This is a genomic window from Thermococcus sp., from assembly GCF_026991495.1.
In the GTDB taxonomy this organism is placed as follows: domain Archaea; phylum Methanobacteriota_B; class Thermococci; order Thermococcales; family Thermococcaceae; genus Thermococcus.
On the sequence record NZ_JALXBJ010000027.1, the window covers coordinates 1 to 25026 of the forward strand.

Annotated in this window: 27 protein-coding genes, 2 tRNA genes and 1 pseudogene; 10 read left to right on the plus strand and 20 right to left on the minus strand. The window is 54.7% G+C overall.

The annotated features are described in order from the left end of the window. A pseudogene (locus tag MVB78_RS03585) lies at positions 1–412 on the minus strand (hypothetical protein); the annotation flags it as partial. A 69-nt stretch (positions 413–481) separates the two neighbouring features. Here MVB78_RS03585 and MVB78_RS03590 point away from each other — a divergent pair. From MVB78_RS03590 to MVB78_RS03600, 3 genes are all read left to right on the plus strand, one after another. Then, positions 482–557, plus strand: a tRNA-Asn gene (locus MVB78_RS03590). Positions 558–563: 6 nt separating this feature from the next. After that, positions 564–641 (plus strand) — tRNA-Ile (locus MVB78_RS03595). Positions 642–870: 229 nt separating this feature from the next. Further along, on the plus strand, positions 871–1662 hold the full coding sequence (locus tag MVB78_RS03600; protein ID WP_297487986.1) for an SDR family oxidoreductase: 792 nt from the start codon (positions 871–873) through the stop codon (positions 1660–1662). A 45-nt stretch (positions 1663–1707) separates the two neighbouring features. On the opposite strand, the gene MVB78_RS03605 is transcribed toward MVB78_RS03600, so the two are convergent. Continuing rightward, complete coding sequence (locus tag MVB78_RS03605) at positions 1708–2127, minus strand: PPC domain-containing DNA-binding protein (RefSeq protein WP_297487989.1); 420 nt, start codon at positions 2125–2127, stop codon at positions 1708–1710. 55 nt (positions 2128–2182) lie between these two features. Here MVB78_RS03605 and MVB78_RS03610 point away from each other — a divergent pair, with 55 nt between their 5' ends. Next, positions 2183–2737 (plus strand): hypothetical protein, encoded by a 555-nt coding sequence (locus MVB78_RS03610; RefSeq protein WP_297487923.1) that lies wholly within the window; start codon positions 2183–2185, stop codon positions 2735–2737. Here the strand turns inward: MVB78_RS03610 and MVB78_RS03615 are convergent. Beyond that, entirely contained in the window at positions 2734–3192 is a 459-nt protein-coding gene (locus MVB78_RS03615; RefSeq protein WP_297487991.1) for a 6-carboxytetrahydropterin synthase, read from the minus strand. The genes MVB78_RS03610 and MVB78_RS03615 overlap by 4 nt on opposite strands. Before the next feature lie 95 nt (positions 3193–3287). Here MVB78_RS03615 and MVB78_RS03620 point away from each other — a divergent pair, with 95 nt between their 5' ends. Beyond that, positions 3288–3629 (plus strand): DUF134 domain-containing protein, encoded by a 342-nt coding sequence (locus MVB78_RS03620; protein WP_297487927.1) that lies wholly within the window; start codon positions 3288–3290, stop codon positions 3627–3629. Between the two features lie 29 nt (positions 3630–3658). Here MVB78_RS03620 and MVB78_RS03625 read toward each other — a convergent pair whose 3' ends face one another. From MVB78_RS03625 to MVB78_RS03680, 12 genes are all read right to left on the minus strand, one after another. Then, positions 3659–4015, minus strand: a complete 357-nt coding sequence (locus MVB78_RS03625) for an Mth938-like domain-containing protein (RefSeq protein WP_297487931.1) — start codon at positions 4013–4015, stop codon at positions 3659–3661. Then, on the minus strand, positions 4012–4518 hold the full coding sequence (locus MVB78_RS03630; protein WP_297487935.1) for an NUDIX hydrolase: 507 nt from the start codon (positions 4516–4518) through the stop codon (positions 4012–4014). Before MVB78_RS03630 ends, MVB78_RS03625 begins: the two co-directional genes overlap by 4 nt. Before the next feature lie 77 nt (positions 4519–4595). Next, complete coding sequence (locus MVB78_RS03635) at positions 4596–5423, minus strand: carbohydrate kinase (protein WP_297487937.1); 828 nt, start codon at positions 5421–5423, stop codon at positions 4596–4598. Positions 5424–5445: 22 nt separating this feature from the next. After that, a complete protein-coding gene (gene gyaR / locus MVB78_RS03640; protein WP_297487994.1) occupies positions 5446–6447 on the minus strand; it encodes a glyoxylate reductase in 1002 nt (333 codons plus the stop codon). Positions 6448–6514: 67 nt separating this feature from the next. Beyond that, entirely contained in the window at positions 6515–7840 is a 1326-nt protein-coding gene (locus MVB78_RS03645) for a glycerate kinase (protein WP_297487939.1), read from the minus strand. A 9-nt stretch (positions 7841–7849) separates the two neighbouring features. After that, positions 7850–8866 (minus strand): TrmB family transcriptional regulator, encoded by a 1017-nt coding sequence (locus MVB78_RS03650; protein WP_297487941.1) that lies wholly within the window; start codon positions 8864–8866, stop codon positions 7850–7852. A 9-nt stretch (positions 8867–8875) separates the two neighbouring features. Beyond that, positions 8876–9982 carry an ABC transporter ATP-binding protein gene (locus MVB78_RS03655; protein ID WP_297487945.1) on the minus strand — a complete coding sequence of 369 codons (1107 nt, stop codon included), beginning with the start codon at positions 9980–9982 and terminating at the stop codon, positions 8876–8878. Between the two features lie 9 nt (positions 9983–9991). Further along, entirely contained in the window at positions 9992–10825 is an 834-nt protein-coding gene (locus MVB78_RS03660; protein WP_297487947.1) for a carbohydrate ABC transporter permease, read from the minus strand. Further along, the gene (locus MVB78_RS03665) at positions 10822–11673 is read right to left on the minus strand and encodes a carbohydrate ABC transporter permease (RefSeq protein WP_297487950.1); all 852 of its coding nucleotides are present in this window, start codon (positions 11671–11673) and stop codon (positions 10822–10824) included. Before MVB78_RS03665 ends, MVB78_RS03660 begins: the two co-directional genes overlap by 4 nt. Before the next feature lie 15 nt (positions 11674–11688). Then, positions 11689–13041, minus strand: a complete 1353-nt coding sequence (locus MVB78_RS03670) for an ABC transporter substrate-binding protein (protein WP_297487953.1) — start codon at positions 13039–13041, stop codon at positions 11689–11691. Positions 13042–13164: 123 nt separating this feature from the next. Beyond that, positions 13165–14178, minus strand: coding sequence for a Gfo/Idh/MocA family oxidoreductase (locus tag MVB78_RS03675; RefSeq protein ID WP_297487956.1), 1014 nt, complete (start codon positions 14176–14178; stop codon positions 13165–13167). Next, positions 14175–15188 carry a Gfo/Idh/MocA family oxidoreductase gene (locus tag MVB78_RS03680; RefSeq protein WP_297487959.1) on the minus strand — a complete coding sequence of 338 codons (1014 nt, stop codon included), beginning with the start codon at positions 15186–15188 and terminating at the stop codon, positions 14175–14177. Before MVB78_RS03680 ends, MVB78_RS03675 begins: the two co-directional genes overlap by 4 nt. 83 nt (positions 15189–15271) lie before the next feature. On the opposite strand from MVB78_RS03680, the gene MVB78_RS03685 reads away from it, so the two are divergent. Then, positions 15272–16414: a glycosyltransferase gene (locus MVB78_RS03685; protein WP_297487962.1), complete on the plus strand. Its 1143-nt coding sequence runs from the start codon at positions 15272–15274 to the stop codon at positions 16412–16414. On the opposite strand, the gene MVB78_RS03690 is transcribed toward MVB78_RS03685, so the two are convergent. The 5 genes from MVB78_RS03690 to MVB78_RS03710 are packed head-to-tail and all read right to left on the minus strand — an operon-like array spanning position 16393 to position 21466. Next, the gene (locus MVB78_RS03690; RefSeq protein WP_297487997.1) at positions 16393–17343 is read right to left on the minus strand and encodes a carbohydrate kinase; all 951 of its coding nucleotides are present in this window, start codon (positions 17341–17343) and stop codon (positions 16393–16395) included. The two genes, MVB78_RS03685 and MVB78_RS03690, sit on opposite strands and share 22 nt — an antisense overlap. Then, positions 17264–18544 (minus strand): beta-galactosidase, encoded by a 1281-nt coding sequence (locus MVB78_RS03695; protein ID WP_297487965.1) that lies wholly within the window; start codon positions 18542–18544, stop codon positions 17264–17266. The genes MVB78_RS03690 and MVB78_RS03695 overlap by 80 nt, the downstream gene beginning before the upstream one ends. 2 nt (positions 18545–18546) lie before the next feature. Continuing rightward, on the minus strand, positions 18547–19368 hold the full coding sequence (locus tag MVB78_RS03700) for a carbohydrate ABC transporter permease (protein ID WP_297487968.1): 822 nt from the start codon (positions 19366–19368) through the stop codon (positions 18547–18549). Next, a complete protein-coding gene (locus tag MVB78_RS03705) occupies positions 19365–20252 on the minus strand; it encodes a carbohydrate ABC transporter permease (RefSeq protein WP_297487971.1) in 888 nt (295 codons plus the stop codon). Before MVB78_RS03705 ends, MVB78_RS03700 begins: the two co-directional genes overlap by 4 nt. 14 nt (positions 20253–20266) lie before the next feature. Further along, positions 20267–21466 carry an ABC transporter substrate-binding protein gene (locus MVB78_RS03710; protein WP_297487974.1) on the minus strand — a complete coding sequence of 400 codons (1200 nt, stop codon included), beginning with the start codon at positions 21464–21466 and terminating at the stop codon, positions 20267–20269. Between MVB78_RS03710 and MVB78_RS03715 the strand changes: the two genes are divergently transcribed. From MVB78_RS03715 to MVB78_RS03730, 4 genes are all read left to right on the plus strand, one after another. Continuing rightward, positions 21465–21623, plus strand: a complete 159-nt coding sequence (locus MVB78_RS03715) for a hypothetical protein (protein ID WP_297487977.1) — start codon at positions 21465–21467, stop codon at positions 21621–21623. The genes MVB78_RS03710 and MVB78_RS03715 overlap by 2 nt on opposite strands. Before the next feature lie 252 nt (positions 21624–21875). Further along, on the plus strand, positions 21876–23129 hold the full coding sequence (locus MVB78_RS03720) for a glycosyltransferase (protein ID WP_297488000.1): 1254 nt from the start codon (positions 21876–21878) through the stop codon (positions 23127–23129). Then, positions 23119–24138 carry a TrmB family transcriptional regulator gene (locus MVB78_RS03725; protein WP_297487980.1) on the plus strand — a complete coding sequence of 340 codons (1020 nt, stop codon included), beginning with the start codon at positions 23119–23121 and terminating at the stop codon, positions 24136–24138. Before MVB78_RS03720 ends, MVB78_RS03725 begins: the two co-directional genes overlap by 11 nt. Positions 24139–24148: 10 nt before the next feature. Further along, a partial coding sequence (locus MVB78_RS03730; RefSeq protein ID WP_297487983.1) for an ABC transporter ATP-binding protein occupies positions 24149–25026 on the plus strand: 878 nt, incomplete at its 3' end.

Here is a 25026-nt window from a genome sequence, read left to right on the forward strand (position 1 = left end):
TTGGAAGGCCGGGGTAGACCATGTGAGGGGGGAGGACGTAGGCGAGGGCAAAGATAAAGCTGAGGCTCAGGAACCCGAGGAGGTACTCCTCAGCTACCCTCCCGGCGGCGTTCCGGTCCCTGTAGAGGAGGTAGAGAAAGGTCCCCATGAGCACCCAGGTGAAGCCTGCGGCGTAAAGGGCATCCATGAGCCTGTAGATGAGGTGATGAGCTTCGGTCCACGTCAGGAGGGACAGGACGAAGGTTCTCGACGTCCCGGGGAGCCTCAACAGCAGGTCGGTGTAGTTCAGGGCCCACCTCCCGATTAGGGGGTAAAGAAGACTGTATGCAGTCCAGTACAGGTAAGCGGCCACCAGCAGCAGGGAGGGCCTGAAGTAGCTCCAGAGGGTTTCCGTCTTTGAAGCCGTCCCCATTTCAACGAGCCCCCATGACGTATCACCGCAAGATTTATAAATTCACCCCGTATTCCTACATTGGGTCGTGCCGCCGTAGCTTAGTTGGTAGAGCGCCGGACTGTTAATCCGGCGGTCCCCGGTTCGAATCCGGGCGGCGGCGCCAGCTGGAGGGCCCGTAGCTCAGCCTGGTCAGAGCGCGCGGCTCATAACCGCGTGGTCGGGGGTTCGAAGCCCCCCGGGCCCACCACAACAGATTCTCAATCGAGCGTACTTTTTCAGAACGCTAAGTCTTTAAAAGATCCGCCGAAGACTGCAACTTCACCGACGTTTGCTCCCGAGGATACTTTAACAGGAATAACTGAAAACGCCCCGCAAAGTTTGCTTGCGCGTGCAACGGTCTCTTTCCACTGAAGGGCGGGCCTTCAAAAGGGTAAACGTTTTTACCCCCCGATACAACTTTTTTTCAGGTGGTCATCGTGATAGGGATAGACCTCTCCGGGGAGCTGGCCCTCACAACCGCCTCAAGCAAGGGCATAGGATTTGGAGTGGCAAGGGTATTAGCGAAGGCTGGGGCAGATGTGATACTCCTCTCGCGGAGCGAGGAGAACCTGAGGAAGGCGAGGGAGAGGATAAAGGCCGAGAGTGACGTGGGGGTTAGCTACATTGTCGCCGACCTGACTAAGCGTGAAGACCTTGAGAGAACCGTAAGAGAACTCGAAAACATAGGCGAGCCGGATATCTTTTTCTTCTCCACCGGCGGGCCAAAGCCGGGCTACTTCATGGAGATGGGCATGGAGGACTGGGAAAATGCCGTAAAGCTCCTCCTCTATCCAGCGGTTTACCTGACGAAGGCCCTCGTTCCGGCCATGGAACGGAAGGGCTTCGGCAGGATAGTCTACTCCACGAGCGTTGCCATAAAGGAGCCTATACCCAACATAGCCCTCAGCAACGTGGTTAGAATTTCGATGGCCGGCCTCGTGAGGACTCTGGCGAAGGAGCTTGGTTCAAAGGGAATAACCGTCAATGGCATAATGCCGGGCATAATAAGGACGGACAGGATGATAGGGCTGGCGAAGGACAGGGCAAAAAGGGAGGGGAAGACGGTTGAGGAGGCCCTTCAGGAGTACGCGAAGCCGATACCTCTCGGCCGTCTCGGCGAGCCGGAAGAGATAGGCTACCTCGTCGCCTTCCTCGCGAGCGAGCTTGGGAGCTACATAAACGGTGCAATGATTCCAGTAGATGGCGGGAGGCTCAACTCGGTGTTCTGATTCCGTAGACCATCTTTTATTCTGTTTGGAAACAGCGGGGACAGCTCAGCCCTCCGCGTCCCACAGCGCTAAGCCGTTCTCCTGTGGCTTCCTCTCCAAGGGCTCTCCCAGGAGCTCCTGGATGAAGAGCTCGGCAACGAAGACCTCTCCCTCAACGAGATGCCCACCGTAGAGCCCGCCGTCAGGCCCGCCGAGGGCGACGTGGATGTGTGCAAAGGGTTTTCCGTCCCTCAGGCTTATGTTCCCGCTCAGGGAAACGAGTTCGTAGAGGCCACTCAGTTCGTTGACCCGGTACTCACCGGCTTTCTCATCAAAGTAGCCGATCTTAGGGTTCCTTAAACTCCCTATCCCGAAAACGCTCCCTATCAGGACATTGTGCTCCTCAGCGAAGTCGTTTATGAACCCTAAAAGCTCCCTGCCCTCTGGGACGCGGAAGAGAAAGTTCCTCCCCCTTGAAAACCTCATTGAGACCACCTAAAGGCTAATAAGCGTCCCGGAATTTAACCCTTTGGGTGGTCGGATGGAGAAAAAGCTCATAAAGGCGGTTCTTCCTGAGATACTCGAGCTTGAGGAAGTTGACTTCGGTCAGTTCTCGCCCCCTTACCCGAAGCTGCTCAGGGCATTCTGGGAGAGCGGGGGAAGGGGACTCAGGGAGTTCCAGAAGTTTTCGGAGGAAAGCGTGGGAAAGAAGGCCGTTGGCCAGCTTTTGATCTCGCTCCTCCAGTACCTGCTGATACTCCACAGGCGCTTCAATGAATACTCCGTTGTCAAGCCCGCGGTGAAGGTCTTCATAACCCTGAAGGGCTGGCTCAACGAGAACGGATTTGAAAGGGACTGGGAAAGATTGCTCTCCTCCTTCATAGGCTACCTCGTGACGATGGTACCGGCCATAGCCGAGAAAGAGGACTGCGAAAGTGCCAACGCCTATCTAACGGTCATAAGGGACCTAACCGAAGAAGCATCGAAGAGGTTCGATTCCGACTACTACGACGAGCTCCTCCAGGGGGTAGAGGAAAGCCTTAAGGAATTGAGGGAAAAGTGCGGGATAAGCGCGCCAGAAAGGAAGAGATGCTAACGCTCAAGCGTCACCTCTGCGTAGCTCCTCGGATCCTCCCAGATCTTGACCCTTATCTTTCTCACGTTCTCCCCCGCTTTCCCGGCTATCCTCCCTGCGAACCATTCGGCTATGTATTCAGCGGTGACGTTTGGTTTGTCGAGGACTACCGCCTCGTTTTCCGGGAGCTCTATTCTCTTCCCGTTCTTCTCGATCACAAGCTTTCCGTCTTTTATCCCAACGACCCACTCCTCGCTGACGAGAATTCTGTGGTCGAGGAGCTTCACGAGGTTGCTGAGGTGGTTGAAGTCGAATATCATGCCGTTCTCGTTGAGCTCGCCCCATATCTCAACGTCCACGTTGTAGGTGTGGCCGTGAATCCTGAGGCACTTGCTCTCGTAGGGTAAAGCCAAGAAGTGCGAGCTGTCGAAATCCTTGTGCCAGCCTATCTTTCTCTCGGAGACCCTAAACGCCATCTTCCCCACCGGCTTAACTTGACCTCCAGGGTTATAACGGTTACTCGAAGGGCGGAAAGGCTATAAAGCGGGCCGCCTTAGGACTTCTGATAGCCATGCCGATGGGACAGGGCTGGGGCCGCGGAAGGGGCAGGAAAAGGAAGATGAGGAGGATAGGCTTCATCCCGGAGGTTAGACGCTTCTACCCTGCACTGCCGCCCCTCGGACAGCCGAGGCCTCCTATCCTGATGACGTACGAGGAGTTTGAGGCGCTGAGGCTGGTCGATTACGAGGGGCTGACCCAGGAGGAGGCCGGGAAGAGGATGGGAGTATCAAGGGGCACCGTCTGGAGGGCCCTCAGCTCCGCCAGGAAGAAGGTGGCCCAGATGATCGTCGAGGGCAGGGAGCTTGCGATCCTACCCCAGGGCGACGAGATTCCGAGGAGTCAGGAAAGATGACGTTCTCCTCCGGGGCCCGCTTAGGGTATTCAGCACGTCACGTGAAACACCGCGAGAACCCTCTTCCTCCCCCTCAGTTCGTTGAACTTCTCCACGGCTTTTCCAGTTGGAAGCTCTATGACGTCTTTCCCTCTCACGAGCTCCCTGCTCTCGGGCAGTAGGGAGAGGTAACCGTAAAAGCCCTTTCCAACGACTAAAACATCGAAGTCCTCCTTCAGGTATTCCCTCAGCTCCTCGGGATCGAGCCTGTGGCTGGTTCCGTGCTTTCTCTTGCTTATCCACTTCTTCCTCTCCTCGACTTTCCCGCTCGGATAAATCACCACGTCGTGCTCGTAGGTCTCACCGTTAATTGCTATCCTCCCAAAGCCCGGGTATTCGACCTTCATCTTCCCACCCCGAGGGCGTCCCTCAGTATCTCGGAGTGGTCGAAGGCCAGCTCCATCCTCAACGCCTCATCCACCGGAACAACGTGGACTTCTTTTGCATCATCCCCAGCCTTCAGCCGGCCCTCCCCGATGCAGAGGAATGCAACCGTGACCGTGTGCCCCCTCGGGTCCCTGTCCGGCCTCGAATAGACGCCAACGAGCTTTAGGGGGATAACGTCGAGGCCGGTCTCTTCCTTCATCTCCCTCCTAAGTGCCTCCTCAACGGTCTCACCGTACTCAACGAAGCCCCCTGGGAGGGCGTATCTCCCCTTGAAGGGCTCGTTTCTGCGCTTTATGAGGACGACGCCGTTGTCGTGGATTACCACCCCATCGACCGTGAGGCCTATGCACCGGTGAAGCTCGGCCTTGAGGCCCTCGCTCTCGGCCAGCTCCTTTACTCTCTCGCGGAAGGCGGAGACGTCTTTACCCCTGGGGGCCTTGACGAGCAGAACGTACCTGTTCATTCACACCACCTCGGGAAGTCCCTCTTCATCAGCGTTCAACGTGCTGACATTTCATCATCGGTCACTCTATCTTACCCTCAACCCTTTATATGCTCAACCTTCGCCTCAAGCGACAGCCTGCCTACATCTTCCATCGGGAAGTCGATGGAGCGCCTCTCAAGGAAGAGCGCCGTGAAGGCCAGCGCCCTCCTAAGGGACTGGATGAAGGGGCACTGGAGGTAGAACCCGGAGAAGGACGCGAGGAAAACATCCCCCGCCCCGGTTGACTCCTCGACCTCAACCTTCACCGGATAGAAGCGGTAGGCCCTTCCGCGGTGGTGGGCAATCCCCGGGTTTGGGCCGTCCGTGATTAAGAAGGACTCAACATCCCCGGGGGAAAAGCCCCTCAACTGCTTCAGTTCCCCCTTCTCCGCGTGCAAAACTCCAATGCCCCTCAGAAAGGACGCATTGAGCTCCGTCAGCTCAATCTCACCGTTCTTGAAGGTCCTGAGAAAGCCCTGGGCATCAACCGCAACGAGCTTACCCCTCTTCAGCGCCTCGCCCACCAGATGTGGAGGCACTTCGTTGGCGACGGGGTTGATGATTATCAGCTCGTACTTCTCCGCGGGGAGCGAACCTATCTCCCCGGCCCTTTCGAGGAGCCTCAGGGTTCTCTCGGAGGGGGAAGTGTAGGTCAGCTCGTAGGTCGTTGTTGAGTCCGATTGGACAACCCTAAGCTTCCCCACCCTTTTCAGCTCCCCCATCCACTCCTCAGGCAGGGAGGAGAAGCTCGTCAGAATCTCAACGGTGCAGAACCTTGTGAGGGCGAGGGCAGAGTAGTACGCGCCGCCGCCCAGTCTCTCCTCAACCTTCGAGCCTTTCCTTATTACGTCCCTGGTAACGTGCCCGACCACGAGGCATCTCATTTCAGCTCCCCGCCGGATCCCATCAAAAGCCAGGTTTTCTGACTTCAAGAACCTCCCTGTTCACGAGTGTGGGCGGAACCTTCCCCACCTTGAAGGATATGAGGTTCCTCGCCACCAGCTCGGCCATGCCCTCCCGGGCCCCGTAACTCGCGCTCCCTATGTGGGGTGCCAAAACCACGTTTTTGAGCCCAAAGAGATCCTCGTTGTAGTAGGGCTCCTCCTCGAAGACGTCTAAGCCGGCCCCAGCTATCCAGCCATCCCTCAGGGCCCTCACCAGTGCCTCAGTGTCAACCACCTTCCCGCGGGCTATATTGACAAGTACCGCGGTCGGCTTCATGAGCTTAAGCCTCTCCTCGTTTATCATATGGTGGGTCTCCTTCGTGAGCGGAACAGCTAAGACCACGAAGTCGCTCTCCATAAGTAGCTCATCCAGCGGCCTGAATTCAGCCCCGATCTCTTTTTCAGCCTTTAGCTTCCTCGTGCGTGCGTTGTAGAGTATCCTCATGCCGAAACCTTTAGCGCGCCTTGCTATCGCCTGTCCGATTCTGCCGAAGCCTACTACCCCAACGGTCTTCCCGTAGACGTCGTGGCCGAGCAGCATGAGCGGGTGCCAGGCGACGCCTTGCTTCTTCCACTCGCCGGAGCGGACAAAGCTATCGCCCTCTATAAGTCTCCTGGCGGTGGCGAGGAGAAGGGCCCAGGCAAAGTCTGCCGTGGCGTCGGTTAGAACATCGGGCGTGTTTGTAACGTAGATCCCCCTCCTCGTGGCCTCTCTGACGTCTATGTTGTCGTAACCGACGGCGTAGTTAGCAACTATCCTCAGCCTCGGGGCAGTGTCGAAGACCTCACCATCTATCCGTTCGCTCAGCATGGTCACGAGCGCGTCCGCATCTTTAACCTTTTTAAGGAGGAGATCGCGGGGTATCTCCCTTTTTTCAGGCCAGACCTCCACTCTAAAATGCTCCCTGAGGAGTTCAAGCCCCTTCGCAGGGATCTCCCTTGTGATGAAGAGCCTCGGCCTCATTACAACCACCGGGGGGATTTGGGAAAGGGGTTTAAGGGCTTAACTGATCAAGCCCGACCTAGAACCGCTAACGACCCTTTGAGGGCGTACTGAGGGCGACCGCGATGACGAGCGAGTTAACGTTCGTCCCCGTCGGTCCCGTCCTGAGGAGGGCCCCAACCTTTTCAAGCGCCCTGTAGGCGTCGTGCCTTTTGAGGACTTCCTCGACGTCGATTCCAGCTTCTTTCAGTCTTTCAAGGGTTTCTCCGTCAACTATTCCGCCAGCGGCATCGGTCGGCCCGTCGGTTCCGTCTGTGTCCACAGCTAAAACAACGGCGTTGAGGCCCACTATCTTCCTCGCCACGCTGAGCGCAAGCTCTTGGTTCGGCCCTCCGAGACCTGCCCCTCCAGTTATCGTCACAGTCCACTCGCCTCCGGCAATCAGAACTGCCGGCTTTCTCACGGGCCTGTCGTACTTAGAGACCTCCTGAACGATTGAGCCTATTACGAGCGCCACCTCACGCGCTTCCCCCTCAAGCGTCGTCGTGAGAATAACCGCGTTGTATCCCAGCTCCTCCGCCTTCTTCTTAGCCCTCTCGCAGGCAATCCTACCGCTCCCGACGATGAAGTTGTGGACGTTAGGTAAGTCCTCCTTCAGCGTCTCCTCAGCCTCTCCCCTCAGACCGCGCTCGATGTGTTTCTTAACGCTCTCGGGCAGCTTCTCCCAGACGTTGTAGAGCTTCAGAATCCTGTAGGTGTCTTGGAATGTCGTGGGGTCTTTAACCGTTGGGCCGGAAGCTATAGCCTCAAGCCTGTCTCCGACCACATCGGAGAGGATTAAGCTTATCACCATCCCTTTAGCGCGCTTTGCGAGCTTTCCGCCCTTGACCTTTGAGATGTGCTTTCTCACCGTGTTTATCTCGTATATCCTCGCGCCACTCTTAAGGAGGAGTTCGTTCGTCCTTATTTTGTCCCCAAGGCTTATCCCGTCCTCCGGGAGGAGGAAGAGGGCGGAACCGCCTCCCGAGATGAGGACGAGGAGGATATCCTCTTCCCCGACTTTCTCCGCCAGCTCAAGGCCGAGCTTTCCGGCTAAAAGGGAGTTTTCATCCGGAACAGGATGCCCGGCCTCGATAACCTTGATCCCCTGCATTATAGGGCAGTTCTCCGCGTAGCCGTACTTCGTCGCTATAAGGCCCTCCTCCACAGGGAGGAGCTCAAGGACAGCCCTTGCCATGGCGCACGCCGCCTTTCCGAAGGCGAGGAGGTAAACCCTGCCATTAACCTCGAACTCCTCCGCGGAAACCACGAGTTTTCCGTTTTCGGCTTTTAAGTTCTTCTTGACGGCGGTGTAGGGGTTGGCGCCCCTTATGGCCTCATCCATTATCGTGAGTGCAAGTTCCTTGGCGCCCATCAAAACACCTCAGCCCAAGAGAATTATCCTCTCGGCCTCAACGTCCTCAAGGGACGCGTTCCAGCCTCCTATCACGTACCTCTGCCCCTCGTCGGTCTCGACCGTTATGTTCGAGATGACCCTCCCCTCGCTCTCGAAGAAGTCCACTACCCTGCCCTTTATGTGGACGGGAACCTTTGAACGGGTGAACTTCCCGAAGACCTCGACCCTCGCACCCTTCAGGCCGAAGTCCCTGATGTCATCAACGAGGTCGCGGATGTGGACGTACTCCTTGGGCAACTCAAGCTTCCGCTCCTCCCTGTAAACGACCTTCCCCGTCGGCCAGAGGGCGTGGTAGAAGTAGCGGTCGAGCATGAAGAGGAGGTGGTTGTCCCTTATTATCAGACCGTAGCCGTGGAGCGAACTCCCTGAGCCGAGGGCCTCGTAGGGGAGGTAAATGCCGGTCTCCCGGTCCTGGATGACGATTATTGGGTCGGGAACTTCGCGGGCGCGTATCTCGTTCGCCACCGGGGGCACTTCCCCGGAGCCGTAGACGAAGAGGTGGACGACGGCCTTCTCGACCTTCTTTTTCCTCAGCTCCTCCCCCACCTTCCCGAGAAGGTCGATGGGAAGGGCTATGCTCAGGTGATACCTCGCGTTCTCTATGGCCTCCTCAAGGTGCTCCTCAAAGGCTATACGGCTCTTTATCACCGTTACGCTTCCTATCTCCCTGTGTGGTGTGTAGAGCCTCTCAAGCTCGCCCTTGAGCTCCTCAAGCCTCTCGTTGTAGCGCCTCCTGATGGCCTCGACGACCTTCTCCGGACTGAGGGGTATGACCCTCATCGGCCTGCCCGCCGTTGTCGTGATGAAGCCCTTCGCCATTAGCGTCCTCACGACGTCGTATATCCTCGGCTGGGGCACCTTGGAGAACGTCGCCAGTTCTCCAGCTGTTAGGGGACCGTTCTTCAAAAGGGTAAGGTATGCCCTAACCTCGTACTCGTTCAGTCCGAGCTCCTTCAGCCGGGCCCTAACCTCCCTCTCCTCCATAGGCACTCCTCAGATTACCGCTTTCTCGGTCTTCTTGTCAAAGACGTGAATGTTGTCGAGATCAACCTCTATTTTAATCTTGTCCCCAACCGGGAGCGGTATATGACCTGGGAGCTTCACCTTGATGAGGTTGTCGCCCACCTTGACGTGGATTATAGTGTCCGTCCCGAGGGCCTCGACGAAGTCTACAACACCCTCCATCTCGGCGCTCTTGCTGACGTGTTCGAGGGTCGAGACGCCCTTGACCGTCATGTGCTCCGGCCTTATGCCGAGGTAAACCTCCTTCCCCATGTAGTCTTTGAGGAGCCCCTTGAAGTCCTCGGGAAGCTTGAGGCTGAAGCCGCTCCCTTCGAGGTAGGGGCCGTCTTCCTTCTCGACCACTGTTGCATCAACTATGTTCATCTCAGGGGCGCCTATGAAAGTCGCTACAAAGAGGGAGTTGGGCTTGAGGTAGACCTCAGTCGGCGGCCCGACCTGGAGGAGCCTGCCCTGGTTCATGACCGCTATCTGGTCGCCCATAGTCATTGCCTCGACCTGGTCGTGGGTGACGTATATCGTCGTTACCTTCAGCTTCGTCTGGAGCTTCTTTAGTTCAGCGCGCATCATTACGCGGAGCTTTGCATCGAGGTTGCTCAGCGGCTCGTCCATGAGCAAAACGTCGGGCTCGACAACTATTGCCCTCGCAACGGCAACGCGCTGCCTCTGACCGCCGGAGAGCTGTCCGGGGTAGCGGTCGAGGAGGCCCTCTATCTGGAGTAGCTCAGCCGCCCACCTGACGCGCTTCTCTATCTCGTCCTTCGGGTACTTCTTCACCCTCAGCGGGAAGGCGATGTTCTCGTAAACCGTCATGTGGGGCCATACTGCATAGCTCTGGAAGACCATCGAGATGTTCCTGTCCTTTGGGGGCAGGTAGGTGACGTCTCTTTCCCCGAAGTAGATCTTCCCCTCAGTCGGCGTCTCCAATCCGGAGATCATCCTCAGCGTTGTGGTTTTTCCGCACCCGCTCGGCCCGAGGAGGACGAGGAACTCCCCGTTTTTGACGTTAAGGTTCAGACCCTTAACGGCCTCGAAATTTCCAAACCTTTTAGTGACGTTTTCAAGCTTAACTTCAACCATACAAACACCTCACTTGAGTGTTATACCCCACATCGTCACGAGATACTTCCTTGCGAAGAAGATGAACAGCATCGCCGGCAGGGTCATTATGAACGCGGCCGCGAACTTGTAGTAGTCCGGTGCAGCACCACCGCTGGAGCCGGCCATTATTGAGAGTATCTGGGCCGGCAGCGTCCTGTGGGTCAGAGTTAAGACTGAAGCAACGAACACCTCGTTCCAGCTCATGACGAAGGTGAACATAGCGGCGGCTGCAAGTCCTGGCAGGGCCAGCGGGAGGGTTATCTTTAGGAAAGAGCCGAGCCTCGTTAACCCAAAGACCATCGCGGCTTCCTCGTACTCCTTTGAGACGCCCGAGAATATGCTTGAGGTTATCAGGACAACGAAGGGCAGGGCCATCGCAGTGTGCGCCAGCGCAACGCCGAGGAGCGTGTCCGCCAAGTGGAGCCGGATGTAAAGGATTATGAGCGGTATGGCCATGACAGGGATTGGAAACATCCTGAGGGCTATTATGGAGAGCTTTATCGTATCCTTACCCGGAAACACGAACTTCGCTATGGAGTAGCCCGCCGGAATGCCGAGGATGAAGCTTATGATTATCGTGAGCGTGGCGACGATAGTGCTGTTCTTTATGCCGTCCCAGGCCCCGAGGGTGAAGAGGATTACCCTGACGTACTCGGTCGTGTAGTGGTGGGGGATTACCATGTGAGGATCGTAGTAGTCGGCCTTGCTCGTGAAGCCGTAGAGGAACGAGACGATTATCGGGATGAGTATCCAGGCGACGGCGGTGAATATCACCGTGTAGAAGCCTATCTTCTTGAGGGTGTAGACCGTCTCGTCCTTCATCTCATCACCTCCAGGTACTCCGCCTTCAGGAACTTAACGTAGACCGCCCCGAAGAGTATCGAGAGGCCAGCTATGATCAGTGCGTAGATCGATGCCACGCCGTAGTCCTTGATGACCGTCAGCTGGTAGAAGCCCTCTCCTGCCAGAACCGGAAGGTCTCTGCCCGCTAAAATCCAGACGACACCGAAGATCTGCATCGCGAAGAGCGTCCTTATTATGAGGGCACTCTGTATGCTGGGCTTGAGCATCGGAAAGACTATCCTCCTAAGCCTCGTCCAGTAGCTCGCCCCGAAGACCTCGGCCGCCTCTATGTACTCCTTGCTTATCATCTGGAGGCCAGCTAAGATTATGATAAAGACTATCGAGGTCGCCCTCCAGACCTCAGCCATGACTATGGCGAGGAACTCCCTGTTTCTGAACTGGTAGCCGAAGAAGTATACAGGATGAGAGATCAGCCCGATGTTCATGAGGACTTTGTTAACGAAGCCGTAGGGGGAGAGCATTGAGTACCATATGAGACCTCCGGCGACGTCGCTTATTGTCAGGGGTATAACGAGGGCGTATATTGCAAGGTCCTTGCCTTTAAATGCCTTGTTCAGAAGGAGGGCGAATACAATGGCCAGGAAGAGCTGTATGGGGATTATAACGGCAGCAAAGGCGAGGGTATCCTTGAAGGCACTCCAGAAGTAGTAATCGTTGATCGTCCTCCTGACGGTATCGAGCGAAAACGCTCCGTTCTGGGTGAAGGCCAGATAAAGGGCCTGAAGAAGGGGATACCCAACGAAGAAGAGCAGGTACGCAAACGCCGGCAAAATTAAAAGGTAAGGAAGGAGAGACTTCCTCTCCATCGGCTCTCCTCCTTATCACGGAACTTCAATGCCGACCTGCTGGAAGAGGCCGACGAGCTTCGGCTTGATTTCCTTGGTGACCTTCGCCGGATCCTCGCCGTTGAGGACTATCCTCTGGAAGGCCTCGATGTAGTACTGCTTGAACTGTCCGCCCTTGTCCCCGAGGTTGGGTATCATCGCCACGAGGGCATCGGAAGTGCTCGACTGGGCCGTAACGCCCTCGGCGAGTATCTTGAGCGGCCCCTCAGGAAGCTTTCCGCTCGCTTCCTTAACGGTCGGGAAGAACCCGACCTTCTGGAGAACCTTTATCTGAGTGTCCGGTTTGGTCAGGTAGTCAATAAGCTTCCAGGCCTGGTCGGGGTGAGGCGCGCCCTTCGGTATCGCGAGGCCCGCCAAAACCACTATGAAGCCCCTTCCCTTCGGCCCCCTCGGAACCGGAACAACGACGAACTGGTCGGGCTTTGTCTCAATCGCGTCCTTGATCCTCGCGGTGTGGTCCCAGGCGATGAGGACTTCGCCCTTGAGGAGCGGGTCAGACATGGCATCCCAGGTCGTGCTCGACGGGTTCACGTACTGCCAGAGGTTCTTAAGGTAGTTCCACATCTGGATGGCATCCTGGCTGTCGAACTCCTTGGCCTGGTAGCCTGTGAAGCTCGGGTAGAGGTAGCCGTGGAGGAACCTCACGAAGAGTCCCTTTGGCCCGGCCGGGAAGCCGAGCTCGGGCTGTCCCTTGGCTTCCTTAAGCTTCTTGGCCCACGCGAGGAGGGCATCGTAGGTCCACTTGTCGGTTCCCTTCATAACGTCTTCCTTGGTGAGGCCCTCAGGCAGGTAGTTGAAGGCCTCCTTGTTGACGACCATCACGTAGGTGGCGCTCATCCAGGGCACGTAGACCTTCTTCCCGTTTATGACGGAGTACTTCTCGAAGGTGCTTATGAACGTCCTGCCCTGGAGCTTGGGCATGTTGCTCAGATCCATCAGCCAGCCCTTAGAGGACATGTAGTCCATGCCGCCGTGGAGGTCGCCTATGACATCGATGGTAACCTTTCCGGTCTTCTCTTCGCCTTCAAGCCTCGTCACCATGTCGCTGTACGAAATCGGGACGAAGTTGACCTTTATGCCGGTCTCCGATGTAAAGCCCTTGAGCAACTGATCCTTCACGAAGGCCCTCTCTTCAGGCGGGTTGAGCTGGGTCGAGAGGAAGTTCAGCGTTACCTTCTCCTGTGTGGTGCTTGAGCTGCTGCTTGAGCTGCTCGCCGAGCTACTACTTGAGCTGGAGCTGCTCGATGTTCCTCCCCCACCAATGCAGCCGCTCGCCACGACTGCAAAGGCCATAAGGCCTATCAACAACAGACCCCAAAACTTCTTCATTCTCCATCACCTTGGTACTGCCATGTACAGGTTAGTCTTCAGTGGATTTAAGCGGTGGGGGTATATAAGTCTTGCGTTTAGAACCACTTCAAGTGGTTGTATTACAAAAAAGTAAAAGTTTAGTCAGAGGTCGAGTTTAACCGGCTTTCCTTTCCTGGATGACTCGTAGGCGGCGAGGACTATGGCCAGGTTCTTCTTGGCGAGCTCACCGCTGATGGGGACTTCCTCATCCCTGAGGACTGCCCTTGCAAAGGACTCGACGATTCCCCTCACGTCGGGCCTGTCCCAGTAAACTTTCTCAGCCCTCTCCTGATAGACCGTGAAGTCCGGGTAGGCGGTTCTAACATCCAAGAAGCCCTCGCTCCCGACGAGGTAGTACTTCATCTCCACACCGTAAGAATAGCCCTTTGGATTTCCCCAGCCCGCTGTGAGAACGGCAAGGACGCCCTTCCTGAACTCAAGAACCGCTGTTCCGATGTCATCAACGGGGAAGCCGTATATCTTCGCCCCTATGTCGGCGTAGACCTTCTTGGGAACGTCTCCGGTCAGCCAGAGGAGGGAGTCAACGCCGTGCGGAGCGGTGTCCATGAAGCCACCGCCGCCAGACTTTCTCTCGTCCAGGAACCAGCTCATGTCGAGGCCCTGGAGGAATATCGGCGGCTTTACGTTCTCGGAGATCGCATTTACGTACTCAAGAACCCCTATCTCACCAGTATCAAGCATCTCCTTTGCCTTCCTGAGCGGATCTGTGAAGCGCGGGTTGAAGGGGAGCATGAGCTTTACGCCGGCTTTCTTCGCGCTCTTTATGACCTCGTCGGCGTCCTTAAGGTTGAGGGCTATCGGCTTCTCAAGGAGGATGTGCTTGCCCTCCTCCGCCGCTCTGACGGCGACTTCCCTGTGCCTGTAGGTTTCGATGGCTATGTAAACCGCCTCAACGTTCTCGTCCCTCAAAAGCTCCTCGTAGCTCTCGTAGAAGCGCGCCCCGTACTTCCTCGCTTCAGCCCGGGCAACGTCCGTGTTGGAGCCGTCTCCAGAAACCGCGACCAGCTTGGTGTTCTTTCCTCCAGCTATCTGGGAAGCGAAGCGAAGTGCATGCGGGTGGGCGTAGCTGATTATTCCAAAGTTGAGCTTCCTCATACCTCAACCACCTCCCCACTCCGGGCGCTCTCCTTTGCCTTTTCAGCAATCTTCAGCGCTATCAGAGCGTCTTCGGCAGTGATTAGTGGTTCTTCCCTCCCCTTTATGACGTTGAAGAAGTGCCTGAGCTCCCTCTCGAACGCATCCGGAAAGGTCGATAGGAGCGGTGAAAAGCGGGGCATCTCGAAGTTTGCTTTTGCGACGCCTACAACCGGCGTGTCGAGCGGGGTGTAGCGTATCCTCCCGTTTTTGCCCATTACGTCAACCTGATGGTAGAAGACGCCGTAACGGGCCGGATACGGGTAGGCCCAGCTCACCTCGGCTATTCCCGTCTTCTCTCCCTCAAAGGAAATCATCATCACGAAGTGGTCGAAGGTTCCGTTGGCCCTCGCTTCCTCGCGTATGGCTTTTCCGACGGCGTAAACGCTCACAGGCTCGCTCCCGAAGAACCACCTCAGGAAGTCGGTGACGTGAACCCCGAGGTCAACGGCAACGCCGCCGCTCCTGCCCTCGTCCCAGTACCAGTAGTCGGCTGGAAACGGCAGGTACTGAACCTCGCTCTTCCTTATGTGCATCGGGAGGATGTTGCGCTTTCTTATTATTTCCTTCATCTGAACCCATCTCTTGTCGAAGCGCCTCACGTGGCCGACGAGAAGGTGGAGATCCTCTTTCTCGGCCGTTCTTATCATCCTTTGCCCTTCCTCAACGGTCAGTGCTATCGGCTTTTCCACGATAACGTGCTTTCCCGCTTTCAGGGCCTTGACCGCTATCTCAGCATGGGTGTAGGTGGGGGTTAAAACCTCCACGACATCGGTGTCGAGGTCGAGGAACTCGTCGAGGTTAGTAAAGGCCCTAGCTTTGAAGGCCCTGGCCCCTTCATCGGCCCTTTCCCCGATAACGTCCATGCAGGCAACTACCCTGACCCCTTCCATGGCCCTGAGGGCGTTCCTGTGGGCCAGGTTGAAGATGTTGCCACAGCCCACCACTCCAACCTTCAGCTCCATGGGCATCCCCAGAGGGGTTGCAACGAAAAACTATATAACCCTTTTCAAAAATAAACCACTTTAGATGGTTGTATCTTGGAGGTGGTCACGTGAATGTCGTCGTTGGGATTCCGAGCTACAACAACGCGGAAACGATCTCCTTCGTCGTCAAGCAGGCCGCCGAGGGGCTCAAAAAGTACTTCGGTGGCGGAATAGTTGTGAACGCCGATGGCGGGAGCACCGACGGGACGAGGGATGCTGTTCTCAAGACGCCTGTTCCCCAAGGAGTTGAGGTCCACAGCTTCGTTTACAGGTGGCCGATACCCGGAAAGGGAAGCGCGATGAAAGAGCTTATGGAGTTTGCCCTTGGGAGAGAAGCGGATGCGATAGTCTTCGTTGACAGCGATTTGAGGAGCATAACTCCGGAGTGGATACACCGCCTCGCCAAACCGATTGGAGAGGGCTACCACTTCGTGGCGCCACTCTACATAAGGCACAAGTGGGACGGCACGATAACCAACAATATAGCCTACCCCATGACGGCCTCGCTCTACGGGGAGAACGTGAGACAGCCGATTGGCGGGGACTTCGGGGTGAGCAGGAAGCTCATGGAGGTTTACCTTGAGGACGAAGAGGTCTGGAAGACCCACGTCGCTCGCTTCGGCGTGGACATCTTCCTGACCACAACGGCACTCGCAAGGGGCTTTAGAGTCATCCAAGCGGCCTTAGGGATGAAGATACACGACCCCAAGGACCCAGCGGCATCCCTCGGCCCAATGTTCAACCAGGTCGTCGGGACGCTCTTCATGCTGATGGAGAGGTATGAAGAGGCCTGGAAAGGTGTAAGGGCAATTGAAGAGGTTCCCGTCTTCGGGGAGCTTGAGAAGGGCGAACCCGAGCCGGTGAAGGTCACCCTCGAACTGCTCGAAAAGAAAGCCAAGGAGCTCTTCGCCGAGTACGAGGAAGTGCTTAGGAGGGCACTCTCATCTGAAACCCTTGAGGGGGTTAGAAAGGCCCTCAAAACCTTCGAGTTCGACAACAGGCTCTGGAGCCACGTCCTCTACGAAGGGGCGGTGGCCTACAGGGACGGAGTGCTTGGCGAAGCGGAACCGCTCGTCCCGCTCTACTTCGCGAAAACTGCCGACTTCGTGAAGAGAACCATGGACATGAGCACCCTTGAGGCGGAAAAACTGATAGAGGAGAGGGCAAAGATCTTCCTTGAGGAGAAGGACTACCTCCTTGAGAGGTGGTAGAGGGCGAGAACCTCATCCCTTTCCCGGATTTCCTCAATCCCCGGGACGCTCCAGGCTCCTCTTTTAGTCGTTGAGAGGGAAGCGACGAGGTTCGCGAAGCGCCCGATGGTTTCCAGCCCTTCTCTCCCAAGCTCTCCACTCGCTAAAAGGCCCGAGTAGTGCAGTCCAGCTAACAAAGCGGACATGAAGGCGTCTCCAGCGCCGGTGGTGTCAACCGGCTCCACTTTATATGCAGGGACGTGGACTCTAATTCCTCCGCCCCTCAGCTCACTTCCCTCTGCACCTCTCGTTATTGCCACGAGTTTGAAGTCGAAGCTCTCAAGGTCTATCCCCTTCCCCTCAAGGTAGGCCAGCTCTCCATCCCCGAGCTTAACGATGTCCGCAAGCTTAAGCGCCAGCTCGATGTCCCTGAGCATTTCCCCCTCCCTTCCGCGCCAGAGATCGGGCCTTATGTTGACGTCGTAGCTGAGGGGGAGCTTTCCCTTGAGTTCACTCAAGAGATCAAACACTGTGGAGCGCGAGGGTTCTCTGGCAAAGAGAACCGAGCCGAAGTGGAGTAGCTCAGAGCCTTCAAGGGCTTTGGCGTCAACGTCTTCTCTCCTCAAGTTGAAGTATGCAACTCCATCATAGAGGATAAACTCAGGTTTTGCCCCTATGAGCTGAACGAAGACTATTCCCGTGTGCTTTTCTCTATCCCTTGGGATGAAGGTCTTAACGCCCTCTTTCCTCAGTCTCTCAAGGAGGAAGTCGCCGAAAGGGTCTTCGCCGACCTTGCTTATCAGGGCGCTCTCGACGCCGAGCCTCGCGAGTCCGACGGCGACGTTGGCCGGTGCACCTCCGGGGTGCTTCTCAAAGCTCCTCACGTCCTTCAGCCTTCCCTCCTGGAGGGCTATGAAGTCTATGAGGACTTCGCCAAGGGAGGTTATCATGGGGCTCACACTCCTTTTTGAAGTCAAAGTACAGAGATATGAGGTTTTCCCTTGGGTTATCATAGTAATCTGGGGGCACGCGCAACTCAACGTTTCTTCTCCTGAGCTTGGGGTAGATGTCCTTGAAGTTCTTAATAACAAATGCCGTTGGCTTCAGGCTCCCGTCGCTTCTCACCAACCCAAAATACCTCTCATGGACGGCCCTGTCGAAGGGGGGCTTATTCCAGAGACTCTCGTCGTAGTCCGAGAAGTTCCAGTAGAAGGCTCCAAGAGCCCCTACCTCGTATAAACAGGCGAGGGTCTGTTCGAGCCATTCCGCCGCTGTTCTCTCGTTGATCAGGTAGTGCTCGGTCATGTGCTTTCCAGTGGCGGAGGTTATCCTCTTGGTTCTCCCAGGGGTGGTTGGTAGTCCGAACTCCTCCAAGAGAACGTCTTTTCCCCCAAGAGCCTTGGTCAGAGCGCATGCGAATGGAACAAAGTAGGGATCAAGGGGATCCGTAAAGTCCGTGTAGACGGAATACGCATGCATGCAGAGGAAATCATTGAACGCTGCAACATCCTGAACGTGGAAGTTCTTGTCCTCATGTATGTCCTCCTGGTGAATTCCAAAGGTTATTGGCTTTGAGGAGTTTTCCTTTAGGGTCGTGTAGACGAACCTCAGCCAATTCCTCCCAACTTCGGGGGTTCTCGGTATCCTCACGTTGTCGATCTCGTTGGAGATGTCCCATGCGTATATCGCTGGATGATCGTCAAACTCCGAGGAGACGGCTTCCAAGAGAAGCTTTTCTGCCTCCAGCAGTTCAGGTTCTTCGTAGATGTTTTTAGGGCCTCTATCTGTTAGCCGACCGTTGGAGTAGGTTAGAAACCTCTCATGAGGTTCATCTGAGAGAGCCCACTCTGGTAGCCAGTTTATCCCGCTCATGTGGCCGATGAAGAAAGTGGGCATAATACCGAGTCCCAGCTCCCCAGCGATGTCCAGCACTGTCTCAAGGTGTCTGAGGGAGCTCCCATTGATCACATCTGGTTTGGGCTGAAAGTCTTCCCAGAGAAGGAAAACGCGGACAACATCGAGGTTTAGCTCCTTGATAAGCGAGAACTCCTCCATGACCTCATTTGCGTCAAAGGCCTTCCACCAGTACATAGCCTTCCTTCTCGGCCAGTAGTTGATCCCTAAGACAAAATCCATCTTCCTCCCCCCCATAGTCACCCCTTAATGCCCCCGGAGACACCCTTCATGTAGTACTTCTGGAGCAGGATATATACCGTGATGGGCACGATTATAGCAAGGATCCCAGCGGCGCTCAGCTGGCCCCAATTCGGGTTGTAACGGCTTATAAACTTAGTAACCCCCGCCGAGACAGGCCATTTCTCCGGACGCAGGAGGGTCAAGGCAAAGAATAGATCCTGCCAGACGAAGATGAACTGGACAACCGCAACGCTGATGACGGCAGGCAGCGCTATGGGGAGGATTATCCTGAAGAAGATCCCAACGTCACTCAACCCATCTATCCTCGCGGCTTCCTCGTAGTCCTTGGGTATTGACATAAAGAAGTTGCGGAGGAAGAATATAGTCCATGGAAGCGCAAACGCCGTATGAACGAGGATTATGCCGTAATACTGGTTGTAGAGGTGGAGGTCCCTAAAGAGCTTCAGCAGGGGGACTATTACCGCCTGCTGGGGCACCACCTGAATTGCAACGAGCATCAGGAACAGGAGGGTCTTTATCGGAAAGCTGAATGATGTGAAGGCATAAGCTGCCATCCCTGCAACGAGGATCGGGAGTACCGTTGCAACGCTCGCTATCAGAATCGAGTTGATTATGTTCTTCCAGAATCCAGCATGCCAAACGGTCATGTAATTCGTAAGGATAAAATGGGCATTGCTAAAATTCCACCATCCGCTGACTATTTCGCTGAATGGCCTTATAGACACCATAAAAAGGCCTAATAGAGGGATGAAGAGGATTACACCGATAAGCCATGCCACAGCGTTTATGGTGATTTTATACCTTCTGCTGACCTTCATGATCCAGCCCCCCTCTCACTTATCATCCTCTTTAACATGCCGATGGAAAACACAAACACGGCAACCGTCAGAAGGGTTGCTATTGCAGCTGCGTAACCCCACCTGAACATTCTGAATATCTCGTAGTAAACCATGTACGCCAACACGGACAGATACATTGGCACCGATTCCCCGCCGGACAGAATGTAAACGAGGTCAAAGACCTTAAGGATGTAGATAGAACTCATTGTTACCACAACGACAAGGGCTGGCCTTAACAAGGGGAGGATCACGTAGCGGAAGCGCTGCCACGGGTTTGCCCCATCTATGATAGAGGCCTCGAGGATATCAACGTCAAGGCCCTCCAATCCAGCAAGAAAGACCGTCGTGGAAAAGCCCTGCCAGGCCCAGAGGGAACCGAGTATAACGAAGTAGATGGCGGTGCTGGGATCTTGAATCCATGCCCGCGGACTGATCCCAACTAAGCTGAGGAGGTGATTAACAACCCCTGCGTTTGGATCAAGAAGGAGCATCCAGACGATGCCAACAACGGTAAGGGGCATGACCATGCCGAGCATCACAAGCCCTCTAAGGATGTTTCTTCCCGCAACCTCCCTATTGTGAAGGAGAACCGCAAAGCCAAGGCCGAGCAGTGTCACAAGTGGAAGGAATATCACAAAGATGAACATGTTGTTCTTGACTGATGTCCAGAAGAGGGGATCGTGCATCATCATCTGGTAATTCTTGAGTCCAATGAACTGGGGGTGTGTAAACCCGTCCCACCGGGTGAACCCTAAGTAAAAGGTCGTCAGGATGGGGTAGATTATGAAAATCAAAAGGAAGACAAAAGCGGGGGTCATCAGTATGAAAAAGTCCCTGCTCGTCCAGCTCCTCACCCCGCCCATCTACTTCACCTCATTTAGGACTTGTAGTACTGCTCAGCGTACTGCTCAAGCTCTTGGGCTATCTTCTGGTAGTCATCGGGGTTGGCCCAGAGCTTGAAGAGCTCGTTCCATATGATCGGCTGGAATCCGGAAGGCGCGTTGTCGTCCAGATCAGGGACAACCGGGTACTTCGCCATCATGTCCACTATCTTGGCATCAACAGCGTCATAAGCGCTCTTCGGGACTTTGAGGTTGGGTGCAAGGTAGCCCTTCTGCTCCACCATAATCTTCTGGTACTCAGGCCCGGCAAGCCACTTGGCGAGCTCAAATGCCGCCTCCTTGTGTGGGGCGCCCTTTGGAATGATAACCCAGTCTCCACCAGCAACGATGGCGAACTGGGCGCTGGAGTTTATTACTGGGAAGGGAATCAGGTCGTAGTCGGTTCCGGGCTTAAAGCCCTGGTTCTGGAGCATCAGGTTTATCCAGTTGCCCATGAAGTACATCGCGACCTCTCCCTTGCCGAGGCGCGTAACCTGGACTTCCCATTTCTCACCTATGGCGACTTTCGGATCGCCGTAGCAACCTTCCTTGAGGAGGTCGTGGAGCACCTTGAAGGCTTCAAGCACCTGTGGGTCTGTCCACTTGACCTTGTGCAGCATAAGGTCGTTGTGGAGCTTGGGGCCTCCAATCCTTATCAGAACGGCCTCAAAGATATCGCTCAGAGGCCACTTGTCGGCTGCTCCGCTCGCCATCGGCTGTATGCCGTGCTGTTCAAATACCTTGCAGTCTGCCTTGAGATCATCTAAGGTCTTTGGAGGCGTGAGATTGTATTTTTCGAAGTCGTGAACGTTATACCATATACCTGGCTTTGCCCACGCCTTTATTGGGACGGCATAGTAGGTGTCACCGACCTTTACCGGCTCCAAGAGGTTCTCCATGATGTCGCCCTTGTACGCGTCGACCACAGAGTTCATTGGCTCAAGCTGGTTTTTCTGCCCTAATTCTTTGATTAGAGCAGGCCACGGCAGGATCGCAATGTCAAAGCTCGGGGAACCTGTGGCAAGCTCTGTGAGAACCGCATCCCTTAGTTTTGACTGTATGACGTACTTGATCTTCACGTTAGGATGCTCCTTCTCGTAGGTCTTGAGGGCGTTTTGGAAGTTCTGTCCCTCAACGCCACCCCACTGCCCATAGATAACGACCTCAACGGGTTTCTGGCTTGTGCTATGGGTCATGGTAGAACTCGTGCTCTGGCTCTGGGTTGTGGTGGAGGGGGCACTGGAACTGGACGGTGCGGAGGAGCTCGAAGTCGTTGTCCCCCCTGATATGCAACCCGACACAAAGGAAGCTAACAGAATCACACCCAAAACGAAAGCAAGCTGTTTCGCGTAGGTCTTCATGCAAGCACACCTCGCTTGGGCTGTCATCAGTGTGTATACTTTTAGTGTATATATACCTTTCGGAAATCTGTATTTTATTATGACAAAAATTAGCCTGATTTATTGGAAAGTCTATCAAAATATAGCCTTTAAAGCTTGCATAATATCTAACAAAAAGCACCAAATACCTTCAAAAGATTTTTATATTAAAAAGTTCAAGGTAACATCGAATTGTTGTTTACTAAAAGTATATGGAGGACCAGAGATGATCCGCGTCAAGGGACTTCCCAAAAAAAGCCTCTCACAGTACTCCGACATCACAGGTGAAGAGGCCATCTCACGAATTAGAGAAAAAGGGGAAAGCCTCTCTGGGGAGGTCATTGGTCACGTGAACTCAACTCCATCAGGCGGCGGTGTGGCGGAGATACTGACAAACCTCGTGCCCCTCATGAAGGACGTTGGTATACGGGCGGAGTGGTGGGTTATTGAAGGATCCGATGAGTTCTTCAATATAACAAAAGCCTTCCACAATGCACTCCAGGGAAACAAAGCTCTAAGACTCACGGAGGATATGAAGAGTATATACCTTAAGGTGAATAAGGAGAATTCGAAGGACCTCCCCGACTACTTCGACCAAGTTGTAATTCACGACCCCCAGCCCGCGGCGCTGATAGGGTTTGGAAAGAAGTCACAACCATGGCTGTGGAGATGCCACGTTGATCTAAGCGATCCAAACATCGAGTTCTGGCGTTTCTTAAGCAACTTCGTTGTGAAGTACGACAGGTACGTCTTCCACCTGCCAGAATACGTCAGGAAGGAACTCGACCCGTTGAAAACGGTGATAATGCCCCCCTCTATAGACCCGCTCAGTGAGAAGAACATAGAGCTTAGCGAAAGGGAAATTGAGAAAACACTTGGACGGTTCGACATTGATCCAGAAAGGCCAATTCTCACTCAGGTGTCACGCTTTGACCCATGGAAGGGAATATTCGACGTTATAGAGGTGTACAGGAGGATTAAAAGAAAGCTCCCCGGAGTTCAGCTTCTCCTGGTGGGGGTCATGGCAGGGGATGATCCGGAGGGATGGGTTTACTTCGAAAGGGCACTCAGGAAGATAGGAGAGGACTACAACGTCAAGGTTCTTACAAACCTCGTTGGCGTTCACGCGAGGGAGGTCAACGCCTTCCAGAGGGCGAGCGATGTGATCCTACAGATGTCAACGAGGGAGGGCTTTGGACTCTCGGTTACGGAAGCCATGTGGAAAAAGAAGCCCGTCGTTGGCAGGAGGGTAGGGGGAATCAAGTTTCAGGTTATCGATGGAAAAACTGGTTTTCTTGTGGATGACGTCGATGATGCCGTGGAGAAAACCCTTTATCTCCTAAGACACCCCGGAGTTGCCAAGGGGATGGGAGAGCTGGCCCAAAACCGCGTCAGGAGCAATTTCCTGATAACGACCCACTTAGAAAGGTATTTAGACGTTCTCACACCACTTTCAGGGAGGGATCGACATGGAGGTTAGCCACAGGGTAATGACGATGATGACCAAGCTCGGCTTCACGAAGTATGAAGTTCTCGTTTACTGGACGCTTCTCGTTTACGGACCGAGCACGGCAAAGGAAATCTCCGAGAGGAGCGGAGTGCCCTACAACAGAGTCTACGACACTATCGCATCCCTAAACGCAAGGGGCTTCGTGAGCGAGATTGACAGCTCACCAAAGGTTTACGTCGCGTATTCTCCCAGGGTCGCGTTCCTGAAGTTCAAGAAGGACGTGGACACCATCAGAGAGGAGCTCGAAAAGGAGCTCAAGCACGCTAAGACAGGTTCAGAGGAGAAGCCCGGGATATGGCGTGCCAAGGATCTCGACTCGGCGCTGGAGATGGTCATCGAATCTATGAAGAACTCATCATATGAGGTCATACTCATTGCCCCAGAGAAGTTTTTAGAAAAGCTTGAAGAGAGCATAAAAGACGAGCTCAAAAGGGGTGTAACGGTCTCCCTCTACACCGGTGAGAGCGTTGATCTATCCGATTTAGCCAAATTAGGCAACCTCTACGTCAGGAAGTTCCATCGGCTCAACCACTTTGTGGGGATGTTCGACGGCAGGGAGGTCATAGACATTCAGAACATAGGCTTCCATCCCAGAAACCCCCCGAGCTTCAAGGCGACCTATCCTGAGATAATATTCTCCCAGTATGGATTCATCAGAGAAGCCTTTAAGGAATCCGAGCTGATCCTTGAGGGAATAAAGAACCCCAACGACATCAGGTTCTTCACGACCTTTCACGCCGTTGATCTGATCAAGCGCCACGTTAACGACGGTGTTATCTACGCCAAGGTAGTGGCCAGAAACCTCTCAACGGGCGAGATTGAAGAACTGGAAGGGAGGGTCGTGGGGTATACGGTGGCCCTGGAAGAGGGCATAGACAACTTCGATTTGGAAACGGAAAAGGGAGTTGTGAAGATTGGTGGCATGTTCGCAGTCCTTGAGGATTATGAAACAACCAAGATTAGGTTAATGTTCCTTTGAGGTGAGTCTTATGGCAGAGGTTCAGCTCATTAATGTTTGGAAGGTATTTGGGGGTTTTACAGCAGTCAAGGACATGAACCTTCATGTTAAGGACAGAGAATTCATGATTCTGCTCGGGCCGAGCGGTTGTGGGAAAACAACAACGCTGAGGATGATTGCGGGCTTAGAAGAGCCGACGAAAGGCAGGATTTACATTGGGGATAGGCTTGTGGCGGATCCTGAGAAAGATGTCTTCGTCCCGCCGCGGGACAGGGATGTTGCAATGGTCTTTCAGAGCTATGCCCTCTACCCGCACATGAGTGTTTACGACAACATTGCTTTTCCACTCAAGCTCAGGAAGGTTCCTAAGAGTGAGGTTGATAAGCGTGTTAGGGAAGTTGCGGAGATGCTTGGTTTGAGTGAGCTCCTCAACAGGAAGCCGAGGGAGTTGAGTGGTGGTCAGAGGCAGCGTGTTGCTCTTGGTAGGGCAATCGTGCGGAAGCCGAGGGTTTTTCTTATGGATGAGCCTTTGAGTAATTTGGATGCTAAGCTTAGAGTGAGGATGCGGGCTGAGTTGAAGAGGCTTCAGAGGCAGCTTGGGGTTACTACGGTTTACGTGACTCACGATCAGGTTGAGGCTATGACGATGGGTGACAGGATTGCGGTTATTAATGCCGGCCAGTTGCAGCAGGTTGGTTCTCCGGAGGAGGTTTATCATAAGCCTGCTAATACTTTCGTGGCTGGGTTTATTGGTTCGCCTCCAATGAATTTTCTTGAGGGGACTCTTACTGAGGATGGGTTTGTTGATTTTGGCGAGTTCAGGCTTAAGCTCCTGCCGGACCAGTTTGAGGTTTTGAGGGAGGAGAACTTGATCGACAAGACGATAACCTTCGGCATAAGACCAGAGGA

Excerpts from the sequence above, each read along its gene's own strand:
- MVB78_RS03625 (WP_297487931.1), bottom strand. The coding sequence starts at position 4,015 with ATGAAGGTCGAATACCCGGGCTTTGGGAGGATAGCAATTAACGGTGAG.
- MVB78_RS03675 (WP_297487956.1), bottom strand. The coding sequence starts at position 14,178 with ATGAGGAAGCTCAACTTTGGAATAATCAGCTACGCCCACCCGCATGCA.
- MVB78_RS03665 (WP_297487950.1), bottom strand. The coding sequence starts at position 11,673 with ATGGAGAGGAAGTCTCTCCTTCCTTACCTTTTAATTTTGCCGGCGTTT.
- MVB78_RS03680 (WP_297487959.1), bottom strand. The coding sequence starts at position 15,188 with ATGCCCATGGAGCTGAAGGTTGGAGTGGTGGGCTGTGGCAACATCTTC.
- MVB78_RS03645 (WP_297487939.1), bottom strand. The coding sequence starts at position 7,840 with ATGGGCGCCAAGGAACTTGCACTCACGATAATGGATGAGGCCATAAGG.
- MVB78_RS03615 (WP_297487991.1), bottom strand. The coding sequence starts at position 3,192 with ATGGCGTTTAGGGTCTCCGAGAGAAAGATAGGCTGGCACAAGGATTTC.
- MVB78_RS03650 (WP_297487941.1), bottom strand. The coding sequence starts at position 8,866 with ATGGAGGAGAGGGAGGTTAGGGCCCGGCTGAAGGAGCTCGGACTGAAC.
- MVB78_RS03700 (WP_297487968.1), bottom strand. The coding sequence starts at position 19,368 with ATGAAGGTCAGCAGAAGGTATAAAATCACCATAAACGCTGTGGCATGG.
- MVB78_RS03655 (WP_297487945.1), bottom strand. The coding sequence starts at position 9,982 with ATGGTTGAAGTTAAGCTTGAAAACGTCACTAAAAGGTTTGGAAATTTC.
- MVB78_RS03635 (WP_297487937.1), bottom strand. The coding sequence starts at position 5,423 with ATGAGATGCCTCGTGGTCGGGCACGTTACCAGGGACGTAATAAGGAAA.
- gyaR (WP_297487994.1), bottom strand. The coding sequence starts at position 6,447 with ATGAGGCCGAGGCTCTTCATCACAAGGGAGATCCCTGCGAAGGGGCTT.
- MVB78_RS03690 (WP_297487997.1), bottom strand. The coding sequence starts at position 17,343 with ATGATAACCTCCCTTGGCGAAGTCCTCATAGACTTCATAGCCCTCCAG.
- MVB78_RS03695 (WP_297487965.1), bottom strand. The coding sequence starts at position 18,544 with ATGGGGGGGAGGAAGATGGATTTTGTCTTAGGGATCAACTACTGGCCG.
- MVB78_RS03725 (WP_297487980.1), top strand. The coding sequence starts at position 23,119 with ATGGAGGTTAGCCACAGGGTAATGACGATGATGACCAAGCTCGGCTTC.
- MVB78_RS03705 (WP_297487971.1), bottom strand. The coding sequence starts at position 20,252 with ATGGGCGGGGTGAGGAGCTGGACGAGCAGGGACTTTTTCATACTGATG.
- MVB78_RS03670 (WP_297487953.1), bottom strand. The coding sequence starts at position 13,041 with ATGAAGAAGTTTTGGGGTCTGTTGTTGATAGGCCTTATGGCCTTTGCA.
- MVB78_RS03710 (WP_297487974.1), bottom strand. The coding sequence starts at position 21,466 with ATGACCCATAGCACAAGCCAGAAACCCGTTGAGGTCGTTATCTATGGG.
- MVB78_RS03610 (WP_297487923.1), top strand. The coding sequence starts at position 2,183 with ATGGAGAAAAAGCTCATAAAGGCGGTTCTTCCTGAGATACTCGAGCTT.
- MVB78_RS03630 (WP_297487935.1), bottom strand. The coding sequence starts at position 4,518 with ATGAACAGGTACGTTCTGCTCGTCAAGGCCCCCAGGGGTAAAGACGTC.
- MVB78_RS03605 (WP_297487989.1), bottom strand. The coding sequence starts at position 2,127 with ATGAGGTTTTCAAGGGGGAGGAACTTTCTCTTCCGCGTCCCAGAGGGC.
- MVB78_RS03660 (WP_297487947.1), bottom strand. The coding sequence starts at position 10,825 with ATGAAGGACGAGACGGTCTACACCCTCAAGAAGATAGGCTTCTACACG.
- MVB78_RS03720 (WP_297488000.1), top strand. The coding sequence starts at position 21,876 with ATGATCCGCGTCAAGGGACTTCCCAAAAAAAGCCTCTCACAGTACTCC.
- MVB78_RS03620 (WP_297487927.1), top strand. The coding sequence starts at position 3,288 with ATGCCGATGGGACAGGGCTGGGGCCGCGGAAGGGGCAGGAAAAGGAAG.
- MVB78_RS03715 (WP_297487977.1), top strand. The coding sequence starts at position 21,465 with ATGGTAGAACTCGTGCTCTGGCTCTGGGTTGTGGTGGAGGGGGCACTG.